Below are 18,591 nucleotides of genomic sequence, written 5' to 3' on the forward strand. Positions count from 1 at the left end.
TCAACCTCCTTGCATTGGCGCGAGAACTTCGATCCGATCTCCCTCAGAGATCGCAGTGCTTGCGCGCTCTTCCGCTGCAACAAATTCACCGTTCAACGCGGTTGCAACCACAGCTTCATCAAGTTCAATTTCGACCAGGAGGGCCTTTAGATCAGTAGCAGCCGTGCAGTGCTGCTCTCCATTGAGAAATATATTCATAGGTTTTTCTCCATGAATTCGGGCTGAGCTTGCGGATTGGTCGCAACTTCAACTGCCATCCGTGCAGTTACCGGGGACAGCAGGAAACCGTGCCGGTAAAGCCCGTTAATGAAAATGGTTTTGCCCCGCCTCTCGACCCGCGGCAGATTATTGGCAAAGGCGGGGCGCGCATCGACACCGGTTTCAAGAATTTCGGCCTCGCCGAAAGCCGGATGCAATGCATAGGCTGCGCTGAGCATTTCCAAAGTAGAGCGCACGCTGATATGGCCGCGTTGGTCGCTCTCCACCATGGTTGCCCCAACCATATGAACCCCATCGCCTCGGGGAACGATGTAAAGTGGAATGCGCGGATGCAGCAGCCGGACCGGCCGCGAAAGATTAATATCGCGCGAACGGATGAGCAGCATTTCACCTTTCACGCCGCGCAAATTCGGCAAAGCATCACGCGCCGCCAACCCGCGTGCATCAATGATAATATCCGCATCGAATTGCGCATGATTCACGTCTGTGCCGAGGCGAAACGCTACCCCCTGTTTTTTCAAGTTTTCCGCAAGTTCCGCCAGCGCTTTGCGTGGATCAAGATGGCCTTCGCCCGCGAAGAAAAGACCCTGCCGAAATCTTCCTGCAAGATCTGGCTCTAACGCATCAATGCGATCCTGATCGATAACCTCGAACGCAGTGGTACGGCGCGAAAATCGGCTGATTTCACTCCGATCTCGCATATGTGAAAGCACCAGCGTCCCATCGCGCTTGACGCCGGAAACATGGCGTTCCCACCAGCTGATAGCTTCCTGGCCAAGGCGAACCACCGGCTCTTCTGCGCTTTCGCCCTCGCACCATGGGGCGAGCATTCCTCCCGCCAGCCATGAGCAACAATCATCGCCTATCTGTGCACTACGGGCGATCACCGTAACTTCGTGCCCATTGGCGATAAATTCGGCCGCAGCGGTCAATCCCGCCACACCTGCACCAATAATAACCACTTGCATCACGCACCTACCCATAGAGCATGGAAGTGATGCACAGGCCCGTGTCCGCTGCCGATCTTTAACTGGTCAGCCGCGGAAATAGCTTTGTGCAAATAGTCATGGGCAAAGGTCAGCGCTTCCGCCAAGGGCAGGTTGAGCGCCAGACCCGCCGCAAGGGCTGAGGAAAGCGTGCAGCCTGTGCCATGGGTGTTTTTGGTGGCAATGCGCGGCGCTTCAACCCGTATGGTGGGTTGATTGGGGCGAATAAGAAGATCGGTGCAGGTCGGACCTTCCGCATGTCCGCCTTTCATTAAAACTGCCTTCGCGCCCAGTTCAATCAGCCGATTACCTTGCTCTTCCGCTTCATCGGCACTTCGGGCGGGCTCGACATCCAGCAGACAGGCCGCTTCCGGCAGATTAGGCGTCAGCACAGTTGCAAGCGGAATGAGCTTTTCGCGCAGGGTAGAGATCGCTGCTTCGCTCAACAACCGATCGCCGGATTTAGCCACCATCACCGGATCAAGCACGATGGGCCGAGTAAAGCTTGCAATTCCATTGGCAATAGCGCTGATCGTTTCGGGCACAGATACCATGCCCACTTTGACCGCTGCGACATCAAGATCGCCAAAGACCGCTTCAAGCTGAGCCGATACCATATGCGCAGGCACGTCATGAACAGCGGTAACCGCATGGGTGTTTTGCGCTGTGATTGCGGAAATTACGCTTGCGCCATAGACGCCAAGTGCGGAAAAGGTTTTCAGATCAGCCTGAATACCCGCTCCGCCACCGCTGTCGGATCCAGCAATGGTCACGCAGATTGGCACGCGTGCCGCAGAGTTTGAATTTATTTCAGTTCGAGAGAAACTTTGGTTCTGGTTCATTGTTACGTCCCTCTGTCCGAACGGAAAGTGAGACGCTATGAACTTTGCGGGAGTGTGCGCTCCGTTGAGGGATGTGCCCTCGTTCGCGATGCGTCAAATTCCGTTCCCTACGCAGGTATTACCCGGATCAGGTTCAATGGGTTAACGCGTTGCCGCATCTCTCAGCCTAAAAGGCACCCCAACGAATTTTGCTCTTAAGGCATAGGACGGAAATTGCGGCGGGTCAAGTCGAGCTCACATCCTGCTTAAATCGACTTGACCTTCCCATCGTTGGAAGGTCTATTTTAATTTGCAGTTCTACTATACGCGCTCTTGGAAGGGCCAAAGGATTGGATATGAGTAAGCCGAACCATGTCGGAGCTGCCAATTTCTCGATACTTGTTGAGGGGATGAATTGCGCGTCTTGTGTCGCATCCGTTGAAAAAGCCGCTGCAACTGTGCCGGGCGTGGCCAAAGTCTCGGTCAATCTCGCAACCGAACGCGCAGATATTGTGGTTACCGATAGCGCCAATATGCCTTCCGTGGTGAATGCGATCCGCAATGCTGGATATGACGTCCCATTGAAGCAGCTCGATCTTACGATCGAAGGCATGAATTGCGCGTCTTGTGTGGGAAATGTTGAAAAAGCGCTCAGCGCGGTGCCAAATGTCATCCGCGTCAGCGTTAATCTTGCAGCCGAGCGCGCCCATGTGGAAGCGACCCAGGATGTTTCTTTGCAAGACTTGGTCAACGCCGTGGCAAAAGCGGGCTATACGGCGCATCCTCTTGATGAATTAGGCGATTTACCGCAAGCTATTTCGCAGGCTGAAAAGCGCGATGCCGAAGCGCAGAAGCTTAAACGAAGCGTCATAATTGCCGCTCTTTTAACTCTTCCGGTCTTTATTTTGGAGATGGGATCTCATCTTTTTTCTGGGATTCATATGTTCGTTGAGAACAGGATCGGAATAGAAAATAGCTGGTATTTTCAATTCCTTATCACAACGCTGGTTCTTTTTGGTCCCGGTCTGCGGTTTTTCAAAGCCGGAATTCCGGCTTTGCTAAGAGCTAGGCCCGACATGAATTCGCTGGTGGTTGTTGGCACAAGCGCAGCGTGGGGTTTTTCGGTCGTGGCGACGTTCTGGCCGCACTTGCTTCCAGAAGGCACCGTCAATGTTTATTTCGAAGCAGCAGCGGTTATCATCACGCTCATCCTTATTGGCCGCTATCTTGAAGCCCGTGCCAAGGGTCGGACCAGTGCGGCGATTTCTCGCCTGGTTGGCCTTCAGGCAAAATCAGCGCGCATCATACGAGATGGTGAGACCCTAGAAGTGGCGCTTGAAAATGTCTGGGTGGGCGATCTTGTACAGGTTCGACCGGGCGAGAAAGTGCCAGTGGATGGCGATGTGATTGAAGGTTCGTCCTATGTGGATGAATCCATGATCACCGGCGAGCCCGTGCCTGTCATCAAGGAAGTTGGTGCTCAAGTCGTAGGAGGAACCATCAATAAGACCGGCGCCTTTACTTTCCGGGCGACCAAAGTGGGGCGGGATATGGTTATCTCGCAAATCATCCGCATGGTGGAGGACGCCCAGGCGGATAAGCTTCCTATTCAAGCGATGGTCGACAAGGTGACCCGTTGGTTTGTGCCTGCGGTGCTGGCTGCGGCATTGCTCACTTTTGTCGTCTGGCTGGCATTTGGCGGTATGCAAATGTTCGGCTACGCACTTGTAAACGCTATTGCGGTTGTCATCATCGCATGTCCTTGCGCCATGGGCCTTGCAACCCCGACCTCGATAATGGTCGGGACCGGGCGCGCCGCAGAACTTGGAATATTATTTCGTCGGGGCGATGCGCTCCAATCGCTGCGCGATGCATCCGTCATCGCTGTCGATAAGACTGGAACTTTAACACAAGGCCGGCCAACGCTCATGCATTTTGCAGTTGCGCCGGGTTTTCAGCCAAATGAAGTTCTTGCATTGGTTGCGGCAGTCGAAGCACGCTCCGAACATCCAATTGCGCATGCCATCGTCACTGCAGCAAACGAAAAAGGCCTGGTACTTGAAGACGTTAGCGCCTTTCAATCTGTATCTGGTTTTGGGCTTAGAGCGAATATATCCGGTCGTGATATCGTCATCGGCGCGGATCGTTATATGCAGCAAATCGGCGTTGACGTTGCACCGTTTGAAGATGATGCAGCCCGGCTTGGCAGCGAAGGTCAAACACCGCTTTATGCTGCAATTGATGGGCAACTTGCAGCCATTATCACCGTGGCCGATCCGATGAAGGATAGCACGCCCGCAGCTATCGCCGCCCTGCATGAACAAGGCCTGAAAGTTGCGATGATCACCGGCGATAATCGCCGCACGGCAAAGGCAATAGCAAAACGGCTTTCAATTGATGAAGTCATTGCGGAAGTACTCCCCGATGGCAAGGTTGAAGCGGTGAAACGCCTGTCGATGGGCGGCAAGAAGATCGCTTTTGTTGGTGATGGCATAAATGACGCCCCCGCGCTTGCCGCAGCAGATGTGGGCATAGCCATTGGAACAGGAACAGATATTGCAATTGAAAGCGCAGATGTCGTTCTCATGTCGGGAGATTTGCGCGGTGTGGTAAATGCCATTGCTATTTCAAAAGCAACCATCCGCAATATTGGTGAAAACCTCTTCTGGGCTTTTGCGTATAATGTGGCGCTGATCCCGGTTGCCGCGGGGATACTCTATCCGTTTACCGGCACTCTATTATCGCCGGTATTAGCTGCAGGAGCGATGGCGCTTTCAAGTGTTTTTGTGCTGTCAAACGCACTCAGACTTCGTGCTTTTAAAAGCCCTATGGAATTGGCAGAATGAAGCTCTGATGCCCGAATAAATAGGGTTTAATGTGTGCCGACGGCTTTGCCGTAATTGCGCACCACATGGCGCACCGCTTCAACGAGCAGCGCACGCGGATTGGCCTCTATCCTGCCACTGGCAATGGCGGGATAGAGGGGAGAAATATACTGGCTGATCAGCGTTTCCGGAATTTTGACCCCGTCAAATTCTTGAAACAAATCCTCTACTGCGGCGAGCGCTTGCGGGTGCGGCCAATAATAACGAATGCGATCACTATAAGAAAAATGTCGCTGAAGTCGCAGCTCTTGCGCGTCCCCATGATAATATTTTTCCCAATTCCCTGGCTCAGCCAATAATAATTGCTCCATCTTCGCCTGAAGCGTTTGTCGCTGCGAATGGGGATTGAGGAAACTTGCGATCTGATCCAGCCCATAAAGCGCCTCGCGCAGCGCGAAGGTGAGACCGGGACCGACTTTGAGGATCGAAAAACCATCCCGTACCAACGCCGACAGCGCCTCAACCGGCTGATAATCTGTCGAGTGCGCCTCAAAGATAAAATTCGGCATTTGCTCAAGCGTGTTGCTCAAAGATGCAGCTTTCGCGCTATCATAGAAGATCACATTCTCATTGCCAAACTCAACCCCGGGCTGAACCACCAAGCCGATAGCGCGAGAAAAAGCCTCCTGAAGCCCGATTGCAGCAAAAGCTTCGCGATGTATTGCAATGGTTTCAAGTGCCGCTTGCGGCTTGGTCACTTCAAGCTCGCCGATCTCTTCCATTGCTCCGCCTGGTATCGGAACTTCCGTACCAATGACATAGGCTGGAAGTTCAAACCCTGTTTCGGCAGCAGCTTTTTCTGCAATCTGGGCGAGACGTGCCGCGCGTTTTGCAGTTTCTGCGTCGCTAAGCGCAATCGGCTCTCCGGCACATCCCATCGAAGTATCAAGATGAATTTTGGTAAAGCCTGCACGAATGAAACCATCAATCATGATTTCAGCTTTGCGCATGGCTTCACTGGCGGGCAGGTGCTTCCAAGGATTTGGCCCCAAATGGTCACCGCCCAGAATGAGGCGCTCAGTATCAAAGCCAATATCTGTGGCTATTTCTTCTACAAAACGGCGAAAATCTGCGGGTGTCATGCCCGTATATCCGCCATCTTGATTAACCTGATTGCATGTCGCCTCAATCAGCACATCCGAGCCCACGGCCTTGCCTTCAAGAAGCGCTGCTTCAATTACAAGCGGATGGGCAGAACAAATCGATGTGATGCCACCGCCTTGGCCTTGTCTAAATCGTGCAGGAAGATTTTTTAGCCGTCCGGTGCTGCTCATGCTCACCCTCCTTGTGAGGCAAGAAATATTTCGATCTCCTCCATGGTCGAAGTGCCCTCCATCGGGCCTTTCACGCTCACTGCCCGAGCGCCCGCCGCATTTGCTAAGCGTAAGGCGCGCGCAGGGTCCATGCTGCGCAACCAGCAAGTTACAAAAGCCGCACCAAAACTGTCGCCAGCACCGGTGGGGTCATTTTCCTCAACCTTGAAAGCAGGCGAGGTAATCCCGCCTGCCGCATCGAAATAGCTCGCACCTTCCGCACCACGCTTGATGACAATAGCTTTAACACCCCGTGCCAGCAGTTCAGCGACCGCCAGCTTTTCTTCGGTGGCTTTGGTAAATAGGAACAATTCCGCGCCACTTGGCAAAAACAAATCGGTATTTTCAAGCGCGTGAAAAAGCGCTTCGCGCATGCCGGGCAGATCAAGCATTTCCTTACGGATATTAGGGTCAAACGATACGGTTCCGCCCTTTGCTTTCACGCGAATAGTGGCAGCCTGAATGGCTGCGATAATCTCATCCGAAAATAATGCTGAACCCATAATATGCAGATGATCAGCTGCATCAATCAGCTTTTGCGCTTCCGCGGTCAGTGCAATTGCGCTGCACGCACTATGCCGAATATTGAAGATGAAATCGCGCTCACCATCGGGGCGGTAGCGCACGAAAGCGCTTCCGGTTGCCGCCGTCGGATGAACCCCGATTGCAGACACATCAACACCATCACGACGCAAACGCTCAATATTGAGTTTTCCGAAATCATCACGACCAATAGCGCTGATTATTCCGCTTGGCTGCCCCAATTTCGCGACCTGATCAATAAAGATCGCTGGCGCACCGGAAGGAAAAGGACCGATCAACGGAATAGCACTCATGAAGCCATTGCCCTCTTCGAGAGCCATAATTTCCACCACGATCTCGCCGATGGTAATGACTTTCTTCATATCGGTACTATCCAGATCCGTAAATGATAGTAAGAGACATGGAAGAATATTTAAGGTGAGTCAATAAATAAATTATCGCATGTAAACTATTGGCGTTTGAACGCCAGTAGCAATCAACTCAGAGTACGCAGTAATTCTCCTTTCCGCGGCGTAACGCTGACTTCGCCGCAGGGGTCGGCAAGCTGTTGGATGATCGGGCAATCCGGTCGGTCATCTCCGTGACAATGAGCAGCCAAATGGCGCAGCGTGTCGGCCATTTCCTGCAATTGGCGCATTTTGGCTTCCAGCTCTGCCACATGTCCCAGCGCTACTCGCTTCACATCGGCTGACGCTCGATTGCGGTCACGCCACAGCGCAAGCAATTCTCTGATCTGATCCACCGAAAACCCCAGATCGCGGCTACTGCGAATAAAGCGCAATGTTTCGAGATCTTTTCTCGTATAAATGCGATAGCCCGCACTGCTGCGTTCAGCTTCGTCGATCAGGCCGATGCTTTCATAATGACGGATCATTTTTGCAGAAATGCCGGATGCGGCCGCAGCTTGTCCGATATTCATCGCCTTACTCACCTATTCACCTGTCACAACTGAATATAGAGTTTTGGCGCAATCAAACAACGCATAAAAGAAAACTCCCGCCGGGTGAGCGGCGGGAGCATGACTTTGCTAGTTTTTAGCCGGCAAAATCATTCTGTGTGCCATGGGCTTCGATAGCCTGGGCAAGTCGTTGCAATGCGTGCACATAGGCGGCGGTGCGTAATGTCAGGCCATGTTCTTTCGCATGGTTCCAAATCGCACGGCCTTCACATTCCATGATTTTTTGCAGGCGCTCATGAATTTCTTCAAGGCTCCAATAATAGCCCTGGCGGTTCTGAACCCATTCAAAATATGAAACCGTCACACCACCCGCATTGGCGAGAATATCGGGCAGAATGATCACGCCTTTCTTAGCCAAAATTTCGTCAGCTTCTGAAGTCAATGGACCATTAGCCAGCTCAACGATCAACTTGGCCTTCACTGAGTCGGCATTGTGCTTGTCGATCATATTTTCCATGGCGCTTGGCACAAGCACATCGCAATCGACGCCAACCAAATCTTCGCCACGAAGACCTTCATGACCTTTCTGACCGATGGTTGCAATTACAGACTTGCCTTCATTTTTCGCGGCAAGCAGCAGATCAAGATCAAGTCCTTGAGCACAATAAACAGCCCCTGCAGAATCCGAAACCGCTACAACCTTGTGCCCGTCCTGAGCCAACAATGTCGCAATATGCTGTCCCGCATTGCCAAAACCCTGAACAGCCACGCGAAGCTGGGGCGCTAGACCCAAATCAGGCGCTAGATGGCACACCAGATAAAAGCCGCCCCGGGCAGTTGCATCATTGCGTCCAAGTGAACCACCAAGTGCCAGAGGTTTGCCAGTGATAACGGCAGGTGAGGACTGACCCACGATCTGCGAATATTCGTCCGCCATCCAGCCCATGATCATGGAATTGGTATAAACGTCAGGCGCAGGGATGTCGCGATCCGGCCCGATAACCCGGGAGAAAGCCTGAATATATGCGCGTGATAACCGCTCCAACTCTGCTTTCGAAAGCTGACGTGGGTCAACCTGTATAGCGCCTTTGCCTCCGCCATAGGGCAGGTTCATGACAGCGCATTTAAACGTCATCCAAAATGCGAGCGTCTCTACTTCTTCATCGGTTGCATTAGGGTGAAAGCGAATGCCACCTTTGGTCGGGCCACGCGTATCATCATATCGGCATCGCCACGCAAGAAAGGACTTTCGCGACCCGTCATCCATACGAATCATGAGGCGAACCTTCATCGTCTCACGCGCATATTTGAGCTTCTCGATAACGTCCGGGTCTATATTAATATGGCTGGCAGCATCATCAAGCCGGACGAGCGCGTTCTCTAGCAAATTCTCCTTGGTCACGGGAGTACCTTTCTTGCGTTTAATTTTATTAAATGCGCTTTAACGGAACACGTGACTAACGTTTTAAGCAATAAAAGGAAAGTAAAAAGGACAACCATGTTGTCCTATTTTTTAATTTTTTTGCAAATTAGGGAAATTTCTCGGCCCGATAGCGGCATCTAGCGCGTCGCATAGCGCATTCGATGTCGTATTTATGTCAGGTTTTGTCGCAAGCCTGCGGTCGGTCTTTTCTATGAGCCAATACAGATATCAGCATCAGTTTTGAGTGAGTCTCAAATGCCTTAGCGCCTTTGATGCTTCATATAACGGTGGTGGTTCATGTCCCGCTTTTCTTTGGCTTCAATTGTCAGTAACGCTCTTACAGGCAACAAAAAATGGGAACGGCAATGGCCCGATGCTGAACCTAAAAAAGAATATGACGTCATTATTGTAGGTGCTGGCGGTCACGGGCTTGGCACCGCTTATTACCTTGCTAAAGAACATGGCATAACCAATGTGGCTGTCATTGAAAAAGGTTGGCTTGGCGGCGGCAATACCGGGCGTAACACCACCATCATCCGCTCTAATTATCTTTATGATGAAAGCGCGCATCTTTATAATCATGCGGTCAATTTGTGGGAAAATTTAAGCCAGGAGCTGAATTATAACGTCATGTTCTCCCAGCGCGGCGTGATGATGCTGGCGCATAATGTGCATGATGTTCAAAGCTTCCAGCGCCATATTAATGCCAACCGCTTGAACGGGGTCGATAATGAATGGTTGACCAAAGAACAGGCCAAGGAATTCTGCCCACCGCTCAATATATCTCCCAATTCGCGCTATCCGGTCATGGGCGCAACTTTGCAGCGGCGCGGTGGTGTTGCGCGCCATGATGCGGTTGCTTGGGGCTATGCACGCGGCGCAACACAACGCGGCGTTGATATTATTCAAAATTGCCCAGTCACGGCGATCCGGCGCGATGCATCCGGTCATGTAACCGGTGTTGAGACACCACGCGGTTTTATTAAGGCCAAAAAAGTTGCGGTGGTTGCGGCTGGCAGCACATCCGTCGTCATGGAAACAGCTGGCGTTCGTATGCCGCTGGAAAGCTTCCCGCTTCAGGCGCTCGTTTCAGAACCGGTAAAGCCGATTATTCCCTGCGTCGTAATGTCGAATACAGTTCACGCCTATATCAGCCAGTCCGATAAGGGCGAGTTGGTTATTGGTTCGGGAACTGACCAATATGTTTCCTACAGCCAGCGCGGTGGCCTGCCGCTGATTGAACATACGATTGCCGCGATCTGCGAGGTTTTCCCAATGTTCACGCGCATGCGCATGCTGCGCAAATGGGGCGGCATTGTTGATGTCACGCCCGATCGCTCGCCAATCATCGGCAAAACGCCAGTGCCCGGACTTTTTGTCAATTGTGGCTGGGGAACCGGCGGTTTCAAGGCCACACCCGGTTCGGCCAATGTCTTTGCACACACGATTGCTCGCGATGAACCCCATTGGATCAATGCGCCCTTCACGATGGAGCGCTTCACCAATGGCCGTCTGATTGATGAAGCGGCAGCCGCAGCTGTGGCTCACTAAGGGAGAAGCAAGATGCTGTTGATCCGTTGCCCTTATTGCGAGCGCGAACGCCCAGAACTAGAATTTGCCTATGCTGGCGAAGCGCATATTGCTCGCCCTGCCGACCCTTCTCAACTTAACGATGATGAGTGGCGGGATTTCCTTTTCACGCGCAACAATCCGCGCGGCACCCATTATGAGCGTTGGCGGCATATCCATGGTTGCGGACGCTTCTTTAATGCGGTTCGCGATACGGTTAGCGACAAGTTTTCAATGACTTATAAAGCCGGTGAACCGCGCCCAGCGCAGGCAATGAATAAGACTGCGGAGACGAAATAATGACCAATATGCGTATCCGCGAAAAAGGCCGGGTTAATCATTCAAAACAGGTTCGCTTCACATTCAACGGCAAGCCCTATACCGGGTTAGAAGGCGATACGCTGGCTTCTGCCTTGCTGGCCAATGGTGAGCATCTGGCCGGTCGTTCGTTCAAATATCACCGTCCCCGTGGTATTCTCACGGCCGGTTCTGAAGAGCCCAATGCATTGATGGGCGTCTCGCGTGGTGGCGGGCGTTACGAGCCTAATACCCGTGCAACCATGATTGAGCTTTATGATGGTTTGAAAGTGGAAAGCCAAAATCACTGGCCATCGCTCAAACACGATATTGGCGCGGTCAATGACGCGCTTTACATGTTTTTCTCGGCGGGCTTTTACTACAAAACCTTCATGTGGCCGAGAAGTTTCTGGAAAAAGGTTTATGAACCTTTCATCCGTGGGGCTGCCGGCCTTGGCAAATCCCCTTCCGAGCCTGACCCAGATACTTATGCAAGCCGGTATGCCCATTGCGATGTGCTTGTCATAGGCGCAGGCCCTGCCGGTATTGCAGCTGCGCTTGAAGCGGCAAAAAGCGGTGCTAAAGTGATGCTGGTTGATGAGCAGGCCGAAATGGGCGGCTCGCTTCTTTCAGAACCGGAACCTCTGATCAATGGCCGTACGACTTCTGATTGGCTCAAAACCTCGCTGGAGCAACTGACTTCGCTCCCCAATGTGACTTTGCTGCCGCGCACCACCGCAATCGGCTATTACCATCAGAATATGGTCGGTCTTTGCGAGCGCTTGACCGATCATCTGGCACAGCCGCAGAGCAATGCGGCTCGCGAGCGCATGTGGCGCGTGCGCGCACAACAAGTCGTGTTGGCACAGGGCGCTATCGAAAAACCGCTGGTTTTTGCTGGTAATGACCGCCCCGGCGTTATGCTGGCTGGCTCCGCCCGTACCTATCTTAACCGCTATGGTGTGAAGGTCGGCAACCGCGCTGTCGTGGTTACTTCGCATGATTCAGCTTGGCTTTCGGCTTTCGATCTCGCTGGTGCCGGGGTCAAAATTGCCGCAATCATCGATGTGCGTGAAAAAGTTTCTGATAGCTTACTCAACCGCGCTAAAATGCTCGGTATAGAAACCCTTATAGGCTGGACCGTAACCGGCACAACGGGGCGTTTGCGTGTTTCTTCCGTTCGTGCAAACCCGGTGCAGGGCGGATCTGTGGGCGCTGCCCGAAATATTGATTGCGATGTGCTTCTTATGTCGGGCGGCTGGAATCCGAGCGTTCATCTCTTCTCCCACACCAAGGGCAAACTGATCTGGGATGAAGAACAGCAATTTTATCTTCCCGGCGAGCCAACAGAGGAAACCCGCTGCGCGGGCGCTGGAAACGGGAAATTTGATCTTCAGGCAGCCTTGCGTGAAGGTGCCGAAAGTGGCGCAAAAGCTGCAACGGATGCAGGTTTTGCAGCAAAAGCAGATGAATATGCGGTCGCGGGGGATTTTATCTGTCAGGGTGTGAGCTGTCGCGAATTGCCGACCGATCGCGATCCAGGCAAGGCCAAAGCCTTTATCGATTTCCAAAACGATGTCATGGCCAAGGATATTCGCCTTGCAGTGCGCGAAGGCTTCCATTCGATTGAGCATATTAAGCGTTATACGACAACGGGTATGGCGACCGATCAGGGCAAGACCTCCAACATTAATGGCTTGGCCATTGCGTCTGATGCTTTAAACCGCCCGGCACCCCAAGTGGGCCTGACGACCTTCAGACCGCCCTATACGCCGACCACTTTCGGTGCATTCTGCGGATATAGCCGTGGCAAAATGTTTGATGTGCTGCGCAAAACGCCAATTGATCCATGGGCCGAGCAACATGGTGCCGTGTTCGAACCAGTTTCGCTATGGCGCCGTGCTTGGTATTTCCCCAAGGCTGGCGAAGACATTCACAAAGCAGTGGCGCGTGAATGCAAGGCGGTGCGGGAATCGCTTGGCATTTTTGATGCCTCGACCTTGGGCAAAATCGAAATTGTCGGCTCGGATGCTGCGGAATTTATGAACCGCATGTATACCAATCCGTGGACCAAACTTGGCGTTGGTCGCTGTCGTTATGGCGTGATGTTGGGTGAAGACGGATATATTCGCGACGATGGCGTGGTTGGCCGACTGGCTCAAGATCGTTTTCACGTGACCACCACCACGGGCGGCGCTGCCAGCGTGCTTAATATGATGGAGGATTATCTCCAGACCGAATGGCCCGATCTTCGCGTGTCGCTGACCTCAACAACTGAGCAATGGGCGGTTGTCGCCGTTAATGGTCCGAATGCCCGTAAGCTGATTGAGCCAATGGTTGAAGGCGTTGACCTTTCCGACGAAGCATTTCCCCATATGTCGGTGGCAGAATGCAAGATTCTCGGTGTCCCAGGTCGCCTATTCCGCATGAGTTTCAGTGGTGAACTGGGTTTTGAAGTCAATGTCCCCGCACGCTATGGTCTGGCGCTGTGGAAAGCGCTTTGGGAAGCCGGGCAAAAATATAATATCACCGCTTACGGCACCGAAACCATGCACGTATTGCGTGCTGAAAAAGGTTTCATCATCGTCGGTCAAGACACTGACGGAACCGTAACCCCCGACGACGCAGGGCTGGGCTGGGCGATCGGCAAGCTCAAGCCTGATTTCGTCGGCAAGCGCTCTCTGTCCCGCCCTGATTTGGTGAAGAAAGATCGCAAGCATCTTGTTGGCCTTTTGACCAAGAATCCGAAAACCGTGCTAGAAGAGGGCGCGCAGATTGTGGCCGATCCAAATCAACCCATACCGATGAAAATGCTCGGCCATGTCACATCATCCTATTGGAGTGAAACTGTGGGTCGCTCCATCGCCATGGCACTTGTTTCTGGCGGCAAAGATCGCATGGGCGAGACGCTTTATATCCCGATGGGCAATAATCAAGTGATTGAAGCCGTTGTCAGCGGCACATCATTCTATGATCCCGAAGGCAAAAAACTGAACGGATAAGGATCACATCATGTTGGAACAAACCCACCCTTATTCGGCCCGTCGCATCGCTGTCGCTGGACGAATTGCGGTCAACCCCGCACGGGATATGGCCCGTTTCATATTGCGATTTGCACCGGAAAAGCTCACTCAAGCCGAGAAAGCTTTAGGCGCGAAAATTCCATCCCAGATTGGCCAGCTGATCAAAACCAACAATATTTCGGTTGCTTGTATTGGGCCTGACGAATTTTACATTTTGGCCGAGGAACGCGAAGGGCAGGGTATTGTTGCGTCTTTCGCCAAGCTTTATGAAACTGAGCCTCACAGCCTTGTTGAGGTCAGCCATCGCGAAACCGGAATTGATGTCTCTGGCAGTTCCGCTGAATGGTTGTTGAATGCCGCATCACCGCTTGATTTATCAAAAATGGAAGCGCCCGGCTGCGTGCGAACCATCTTTGACCGCGTGCAGATCATTTTGATTAAAATGGACGAAAACAACTACCGGATCGAAGTGTGGAATTCATTCGCCGATCACGTTTGGAATCTTCTGGAAGCAGCCAGTAACGAAGTTGCTCTTGGTCTCTAAGACTGAAGAGCTGAGCTGAAAATCCTGCGGACGGGAGGTTTATTTATATTTAAAGTGATAGCCCCACATATAAATTAGCCCGACGCTATGGAGTTTGGCTCAATTCCGCTCCTACTAATTTTGACAAGTCCCCAACCGTCTGCAAAAGGAGATTAATGGTCTGCGTTATATCCGGAGCGGTGGAGGGTTTGACGAGTGTTACAAAAGGACAAGTAAGCGCTGCGACGCATGAACCATCCGGACCAAGAATTGGCGCCGAAAGATTATAAACCCCGGCCACCTGGGCGCTGGGCATCATCTCATAACCGCGCTCGCGGATCTGATCGAGCCTTTCGTAAAATTCATCATTAAGTTCAGGTTCTTCACCTTTTTTCCCGTGAGATGCGATCATCATTTCACGTTCCTCAGCCGAGCGAAACGCTAAAAGAACGTGGCCTGATCCCGTGTCAAATAAGCTGATATGCGATCCGACACGGATAGAAATTCCCCAGTAATCCGGGGCTTCCTGTTGGGCGATAACCACCACCGAACCGCGATCAAACACGACCAGCTGATTGGCCTGTTTAGAGCGCTCAGAAAATTCCCGCATCAAAGGCGTGGCAAAAGAAGCCAGCCGGCGCACGGGTGGATGAAGCTGGCCCAGCCCGAATAGCTTAAGCGTCAGCGAATAACGGTCCCCATCAAGCTTGGTAACATAGCCGCGTCTGACCAATCGATCGAGCATGCGGTAAAACTCATTGGGGCTACGGTCGAGATGTTTGGCAATTTCCGCCTGGCTCAGCCCACCATCAACGCTCGCTAGCAGTTCAAGAATATCCAATCCCTTATCAAGGGCAGGCGCGCGATAGCGATCATCCATAACTAAATTGCCCTCCAAAATTTTACACACTACAATATCATGCGTCACAAGCATGCGCTTCAAGAATGTTTCTTGACCGCTTATAAATATTATGTTTGCATATAAATACCGAATTTACAATCGGGTGCCTATGGGGGATCGTTCGTGCTGGCGAGTGGGGGATGTTGATCGGTAGCATCTTTTCACAAACTTATTCTGTTGGGATTAGAATAGTTTCGCAAGAGACGTCGGCTCACATAAGCTCGTCGAAGAAAAGGCTTGAGAATGGCGATACGTTTTGATGGTAAAACCGCATTGGTGACAGCGGCTGCGCAGGGTATTGGTCGGGCAAGCGCTCTGGCGTTTGCACAGGCCGGTGCAAAAGTCTACGCGACTGATATTAATCTGGAGGCGTTAAAAGAAATCGAAGGCGTATCCGGCATTATTACCCGCAAGCTAAACGTGCTTGAGGACGATGAAGTCAACGCTCTCATTGCCGAGATTGGTAATGTTGACATTCTCTTCAACTGCGCCGGCGTTGTGCATGGCGGTAACATCCTTGAAATGAAGGATGAAGACCTCGATTTCGCGATCAATCTCAATATTCGCTCAATGATCCGTACGATCCGTGCGGTTCTTCCCGGCATGCTTGAGCGCAAAGACGGTTCAATTGTCAATATGGCTTCCGTGGCATCGAGCGTTAAAGGCGTTCCAAACCGCTTTGCTTATGGCGTGACCAAAGCTGCTGTTATTGGCCTCACAAAAGCAGTCGCTGCTGATTTCATCGGGCAGGGAATCCGCTGCAACGCGATTTGCCCCGGCACCGTTGAAAGCCCATCATTGCTGGCGCGACTGCGTGAGCAGGGTGACTTTGAAGAGCAGCGGGCAGCTTTTATTGCTCGTCAGCCAATCGGCCGCCTTGGCCAGCCTGAAGAAATTGCAGACCTCGCTGTCTATTTAGCCGGCGCTACCTATACGTCCGGCCAGGCCTATAATATCGATGGCGGATGGACGATCTAAACCGCCAATCCTTTCGCAAGCAGGAGTAAGTTATGAAGTTTCTTCGTTATGGTGAAGTTGGTCAGGAAAAGCCGGGTATACTAGATGCCGAAGGCAATATCCGCGATTTGTCTGCACATATAAGCGATCTTTCTGGCGCGGCTCTCGCTCCCGAAGCACTGGCCAAGCTCAGCGAGCTTGATGTCAATTCGCTGCCAAAGGTTGAAGGCAATCCGCGCCTTGGTCCATGCGTCGCTGGCACAGGCAAATTCATCTGCGTCGGCCTCAACTATGCTGACCACGCCGCCGAATCCGGCATGGCAGTTCCGCCAGAGCCTGTCATTTTCATGAAGGCCACTTCTGCCATTGTTGGCCCGAATGATGATCTGATCATCCCACGCGGTTCGGAAAAGACCGACTGGGAAGTTGAGCTGGGCATTGTTATCGGCAAGACCGCCAAATATGTCAGCGAAGAAGATGCACTCGATTATGTAGCAGGCTATTGCACCGTCCATGATGTTTCCGAGCGTGCGTTCCAGACAGAGCGCGCTGGCCAGTGGACCAAGGGCAAATCCTGCGACACTTTCGGCCCCACCGGCCCATGGTTGGTGACCAAGGATGAAGTTGCTGATCCTCAGGATCTGAAAATGTGGCTCAAGGTCAATGGTGAAACCATGCAGGACGGCTCCACCAAGACCATGGTCTATGGCGTGCGTCATCTGGTTTCTTATCTTTCGCAATTTATGTCGCTTCAGCCGGGTGATATTATTTCCACAGGCACACCTCCAGGTGTTGGCATGGGCATGAACCCACAGCGCTACCTCAAGGCGGGTGACGTGGTCGAACTGGGCATCGAAGGCCTCGGCACGCAAAAGCAAAACGTGCGCGCCGACATCTGAACACGGAAATAATATGACAAAAATCACTGATCTGCGGGTCTTTGACCTACGGTTTCCGACCTCGCAAAGCCTTGATGGTTCGGACGCAATGAATCCGGACCCGGACTATTCAGCGGCCTATGTCATCCTTGATACGGATGACGAGGCCCTGAAAGGCCACGGGCTGACCTTCACCATTGGTCGTGGCAACGATATTTGCTGTCAGGCAATTCTCGCCATGCGCCATTTGGTCGTTGGGGTCGATCTTGAGACCGTTCGCAGTGCGCCAGGCAAGTTCTGGCGTCATCTGACCAGCGACAGCCAGTTACGCTGGATCGGGCCTGAAAAGGGCGCGATGCATTTGGCCACCGGTGCAGTTGTCAATGCGTTCTGGGATCTTCTGGCCAAACAGTCCGGCAAGCCGGTCTGGAAATTGGTATCAGAAATGTCTCCGGAAGAGATCGCTGACATCGTCGATTATCGCTATATCACCGATGTGCTGACCCGCGATGAGGCGGTCGAAATATTGCGCAAGGCAGAAGCCGGTAAGGCCGAACGTATCGCTAAACTCGAAAGCGAAGGCTATCCCTGCTACACGACCTCGGCTGGCTGGTTGGGCTATGATGATGAGAAGCTCCGTCGTCTTTGCCAAGAGGCAATTGATGAAGGCTTCAACCACGTCAAAATGAAGGTGGGCCGTGATTTGGAAGACGATATTCGTCGTCTGACAATCGCGCGCGAAGTCATCGGGCCAGATCGTTATCTGATGATCGATGCCAATCAGGTCTGGGAAGTCGATGAGGCAATCGAGTGGGTCAATAAATTGGCCTTCTCAAAGCCTTTCTTCATTGAAGAACCGACCAGCCCGGACGATGTTGCAGGCCACCGCAAGATTCGCGAAGCCATCGGCGACGTGAAAGTTGCAACCGGTGAAATGTGCCAGAACCGCATCATGTTCAAGCAGTTCATCGCGGAAGGTGCAATCGATATCGTACAGATTGATTCCTGCCGCATGGGTGGTCTGAATGAAGTGCTGGCCGTCTTGCTGATTGCTGCAAAATACAACAAGCCCGTCTGGCCGCATGCCGGTGGCGTTGGCTTGTGTGAATATGTTCAGCATTTGTCGATGATCGATTATGTGGCCGTTTCCGGTACCAAGGAAGGTCGCGTGATCGAATATGTCGATCATCTGCATGAGCATTTCATTGATCCTTGCGTGATCAAGGACGCAGCCTATATGCCGCCCTCGCTTCCTGGTTTCTCAATCGAGATGAAGCCGGAATCGATCGAAGAATATACGTTCAAGGGTTAAAACCAACGCCGCGCTGAAAAGCGCGGCGTTTTTCTATCAACTA

The 18,591-nt window shown here is 52.4% G+C and carries 16 protein-coding genes and 1 riboswitch; of the genes, 8 read left to right on the forward strand and 8 right to left on the reverse strand.

Going from position 1 to position 18,591, the window contains the following annotated elements; translation table 11 throughout:
- From thiS to thiD, 3 genes are read right to left on the reverse strand one after another with little or no spacing between them, the layout of a single operon-like run.
- Positions 1-198 carry a sulfur carrier protein ThiS gene (thiS, locus tag C7374_RS02120; RefSeq protein WP_111573948.1) on the reverse strand — a complete coding sequence of 66 codons (198 nt, stop codon included), beginning with the start codon at positions 196-198 and terminating at the stop codon, positions 1-3.
- Positions 195-1,187, reverse strand: a complete 993-nt coding sequence (gene thiO, locus C7374_RS02125; protein WP_111573949.1) for a glycine oxidase ThiO — start codon at positions 1,185-1,187, stop codon at positions 195-197. The genes thiS and thiO overlap by 4 nt, the downstream gene beginning before the upstream one ends.
- Positions 1,187-2,047 carry a bifunctional hydroxymethylpyrimidine kinase/phosphomethylpyrimidine kinase gene (gene thiD / locus C7374_RS02130; protein WP_111573950.1) on the reverse strand — a complete coding sequence of 287 codons (861 nt, stop codon included), beginning with the start codon at positions 2,045-2,047 and terminating at the stop codon, positions 1,187-1,189. Before thiD ends, thiO begins: the two co-directional genes overlap by 1 nt.
- Before the next feature lie 87 nt (positions 2,048-2,134).
- Positions 2,135-2,238, reverse strand: a riboswitch (TPP riboswitch).
- A gap of 144 nt (positions 2,239-2,382) precedes the next feature.
- On the opposite strand from thiD, the gene C7374_RS02135 reads away from it, so the two are divergent.
- Positions 2,383-4,872, forward strand: coding sequence for a heavy metal translocating P-type ATPase (locus C7374_RS02135; protein ID WP_245412552.1), 2,490 nt, complete (start codon positions 2,383-2,385; stop codon positions 4,870-4,872).
- Positions 4,873-4,898: 26 nt separating this feature from the next.
- Here the strand turns inward: C7374_RS02135 and C7374_RS02140 are convergent, their stop codons facing one another.
- From C7374_RS02140 to C7374_RS02155, 4 genes are all read right to left on the reverse strand, one after another.
- Positions 4,899-6,185, reverse strand: coding sequence for a D-tagatose-bisphosphate aldolase, class II, non-catalytic subunit (locus tag C7374_RS02140; protein WP_111573951.1), 1,287 nt, complete (start codon positions 6,183-6,185; stop codon positions 4,899-4,901).
- Between the two features lie 2 nt (positions 6,186-6,187).
- Complete coding sequence (locus C7374_RS02145; RefSeq protein ID WP_111573952.1) at positions 6,188-7,129, reverse strand: tagatose kinase; 942 nt, start codon at positions 7,127-7,129, stop codon at positions 6,188-6,190.
- 113 nt (positions 7,130-7,242) lie between these two features.
- A complete protein-coding gene (cueR, locus tag C7374_RS02150) occupies positions 7,243-7,686 on the reverse strand; it encodes a Cu(I)-responsive transcriptional regulator (RefSeq protein WP_111573953.1) in 444 nt (147 codons plus the stop codon).
- A 115-nt stretch (positions 7,687-7,801) separates the two neighbouring features.
- Entirely contained in the window at positions 7,802-9,067 is a 1,266-nt protein-coding gene (locus C7374_RS02155) for a Glu/Leu/Phe/Val family dehydrogenase (RefSeq protein ID WP_111573954.1), read from the reverse strand.
- Positions 9,068-9,385: 318 nt separating this feature from the next.
- Here C7374_RS02155 and C7374_RS02160 point away from each other — a divergent pair, with 318 nt between their 5' ends.
- Genes C7374_RS02160 through C7374_RS02175 form a run of 4 tightly spaced genes read left to right on the forward strand, consistent with a single transcriptional unit; the run spans position 9,386 to position 14,521 of the window.
- Positions 9,386-10,639: a sarcosine oxidase subunit beta family protein gene (locus C7374_RS02160; RefSeq protein WP_111573955.1), complete on the forward strand. Its 1,254-nt coding sequence runs from the start codon at positions 9,386-9,388 to the stop codon at positions 10,637-10,639.
- A 12-nt stretch (positions 10,640-10,651) separates the two neighbouring features.
- Positions 10,652-10,957, forward strand: a complete 306-nt coding sequence (locus C7374_RS02165; RefSeq protein ID WP_111573956.1) for a sarcosine oxidase subunit delta — start codon at positions 10,652-10,654, stop codon at positions 10,955-10,957.
- Complete coding sequence (locus C7374_RS02170) at positions 10,957-13,956, forward strand: sarcosine oxidase subunit alpha (protein ID WP_111573957.1); 3,000 nt, start codon at positions 10,957-10,959, stop codon at positions 13,954-13,956. The genes C7374_RS02165 and C7374_RS02170 overlap by 1 nt, the downstream gene beginning before the upstream one ends.
- A 10-nt stretch (positions 13,957-13,966) precedes the next feature.
- Complete coding sequence (locus C7374_RS02175) at positions 13,967-14,521, forward strand: sarcosine oxidase subunit gamma (RefSeq protein ID WP_111573958.1); 555 nt, start codon at positions 13,967-13,969, stop codon at positions 14,519-14,521.
- 85 nt (positions 14,522-14,606) lie between these two features.
- Here the strand turns inward: C7374_RS02175 and C7374_RS02180 are convergent, their stop codons facing one another.
- Positions 14,607-15,434, reverse strand: a complete 828-nt coding sequence (locus tag C7374_RS02180; RefSeq protein WP_374849951.1) for an IclR family transcriptional regulator — start codon at positions 15,432-15,434, stop codon at positions 14,607-14,609.
- A gap of 210 nt (positions 15,435-15,644) precedes the next feature.
- On the opposite strand from C7374_RS02180, the gene C7374_RS02185 reads away from it, so the two are divergent.
- From C7374_RS02185 to C7374_RS02195, 3 genes are read left to right on the forward strand one after another with little or no spacing between them, the layout of a single operon-like run.
- A complete protein-coding gene (locus C7374_RS02185) occupies positions 15,645-16,379 on the forward strand; it encodes an SDR family oxidoreductase (protein WP_111573960.1) in 735 nt (244 codons plus the stop codon).
- Between the two features lie 32 nt (positions 16,380-16,411).
- Positions 16,412-17,257 (forward strand): fumarylacetoacetate hydrolase family protein, encoded by an 846-nt coding sequence (locus C7374_RS02190; protein WP_111573961.1) that lies wholly within the window; start codon positions 16,412-16,414, stop codon positions 17,255-17,257.
- 13 nt (positions 17,258-17,270) lie between these two features.
- Entirely contained in the window at positions 17,271-18,548 is a 1,278-nt protein-coding gene (locus C7374_RS02195) for an L-fuconate dehydratase (protein WP_111573962.1), read from the forward strand.
- The last annotated feature ends 43 nt before the right edge of the window (positions 18,549-18,591 follow it).

It is taken from the genome of Falsochrobactrum ovis (genome assembly GCF_003259955.1).
Taxonomy (GTDB): domain Bacteria; phylum Pseudomonadota; class Alphaproteobacteria; order Rhizobiales; family Rhizobiaceae; genus Brucella; species Brucella ovis_A.

Excerpts from the sequence above, each read along its gene's own strand:
- C7374_RS02180 (WP_374849951.1), bottom strand. The coding sequence starts at position 15,434 with ATGCTTGTGACGCATGATATTGTAGTGTGTAAAATTTTGGAGGGCAAT.
- C7374_RS02165 (WP_111573956.1), top strand. The coding sequence starts at position 10,652 with ATGCTGTTGATCCGTTGCCCTTATTGCGAGCGCGAACGCCCAGAACTA.
- C7374_RS02190 (WP_111573961.1), top strand. The coding sequence starts at position 16,412 with ATGAAGTTTCTTCGTTATGGTGAAGTTGGTCAGGAAAAGCCGGGTATA.
- thiD (WP_111573950.1), bottom strand. The coding sequence starts at position 2,047 with ATGAACCAGAACCAAAGTTTCTCTCGAACTGAAATAAATTCAAACTCT.
- cueR (WP_111573953.1), bottom strand. The coding sequence starts at position 7,686 with ATGAATATCGGACAAGCTGCGGCCGCATCCGGCATTTCTGCAAAAATG.
- C7374_RS02185 (WP_111573960.1), top strand. The coding sequence starts at position 15,645 with ATGGCGATACGTTTTGATGGTAAAACCGCATTGGTGACAGCGGCTGCG.
- C7374_RS02175 (WP_111573958.1), top strand. The coding sequence starts at position 13,967 with ATGTTGGAACAAACCCACCCTTATTCGGCCCGTCGCATCGCTGTCGCT.
- C7374_RS02135 (WP_245412552.1), top strand. The coding sequence starts at position 2,383 with ATGAGTAAGCCGAACCATGTCGGAGCTGCCAATTTCTCGATACTTGTT.
- thiS (WP_111573948.1), bottom strand. The coding sequence starts at position 198 with ATGAATATATTTCTCAATGGAGAGCAGCACTGCACGGCTGCTACTGAT.
- C7374_RS02140 (WP_111573951.1), bottom strand. The coding sequence starts at position 6,185 with ATGAGCAGCACCGGACGGCTAAAAAATCTTCCTGCACGATTTAGACAA.
- C7374_RS02170 (WP_111573957.1), top strand. The coding sequence starts at position 10,957 with ATGACCAATATGCGTATCCGCGAAAAAGGCCGGGTTAATCATTCAAAA.
- C7374_RS02160 (WP_111573955.1), top strand. The coding sequence starts at position 9,386 with ATGTCCCGCTTTTCTTTGGCTTCAATTGTCAGTAACGCTCTTACAGGC.
- C7374_RS02195 (WP_111573962.1), top strand. The coding sequence starts at position 17,271 with ATGACAAAAATCACTGATCTGCGGGTCTTTGACCTACGGTTTCCGACC.
- C7374_RS02145 (WP_111573952.1), bottom strand. The coding sequence starts at position 7,129 with ATGAAGAAAGTCATTACCATCGGCGAGATCGTGGTGGAAATTATGGCT.
- thiO (WP_111573949.1), bottom strand. The coding sequence starts at position 1,187 with ATGCAAGTGGTTATTATTGGTGCAGGTGTGGCGGGATTGACCGCTGCG.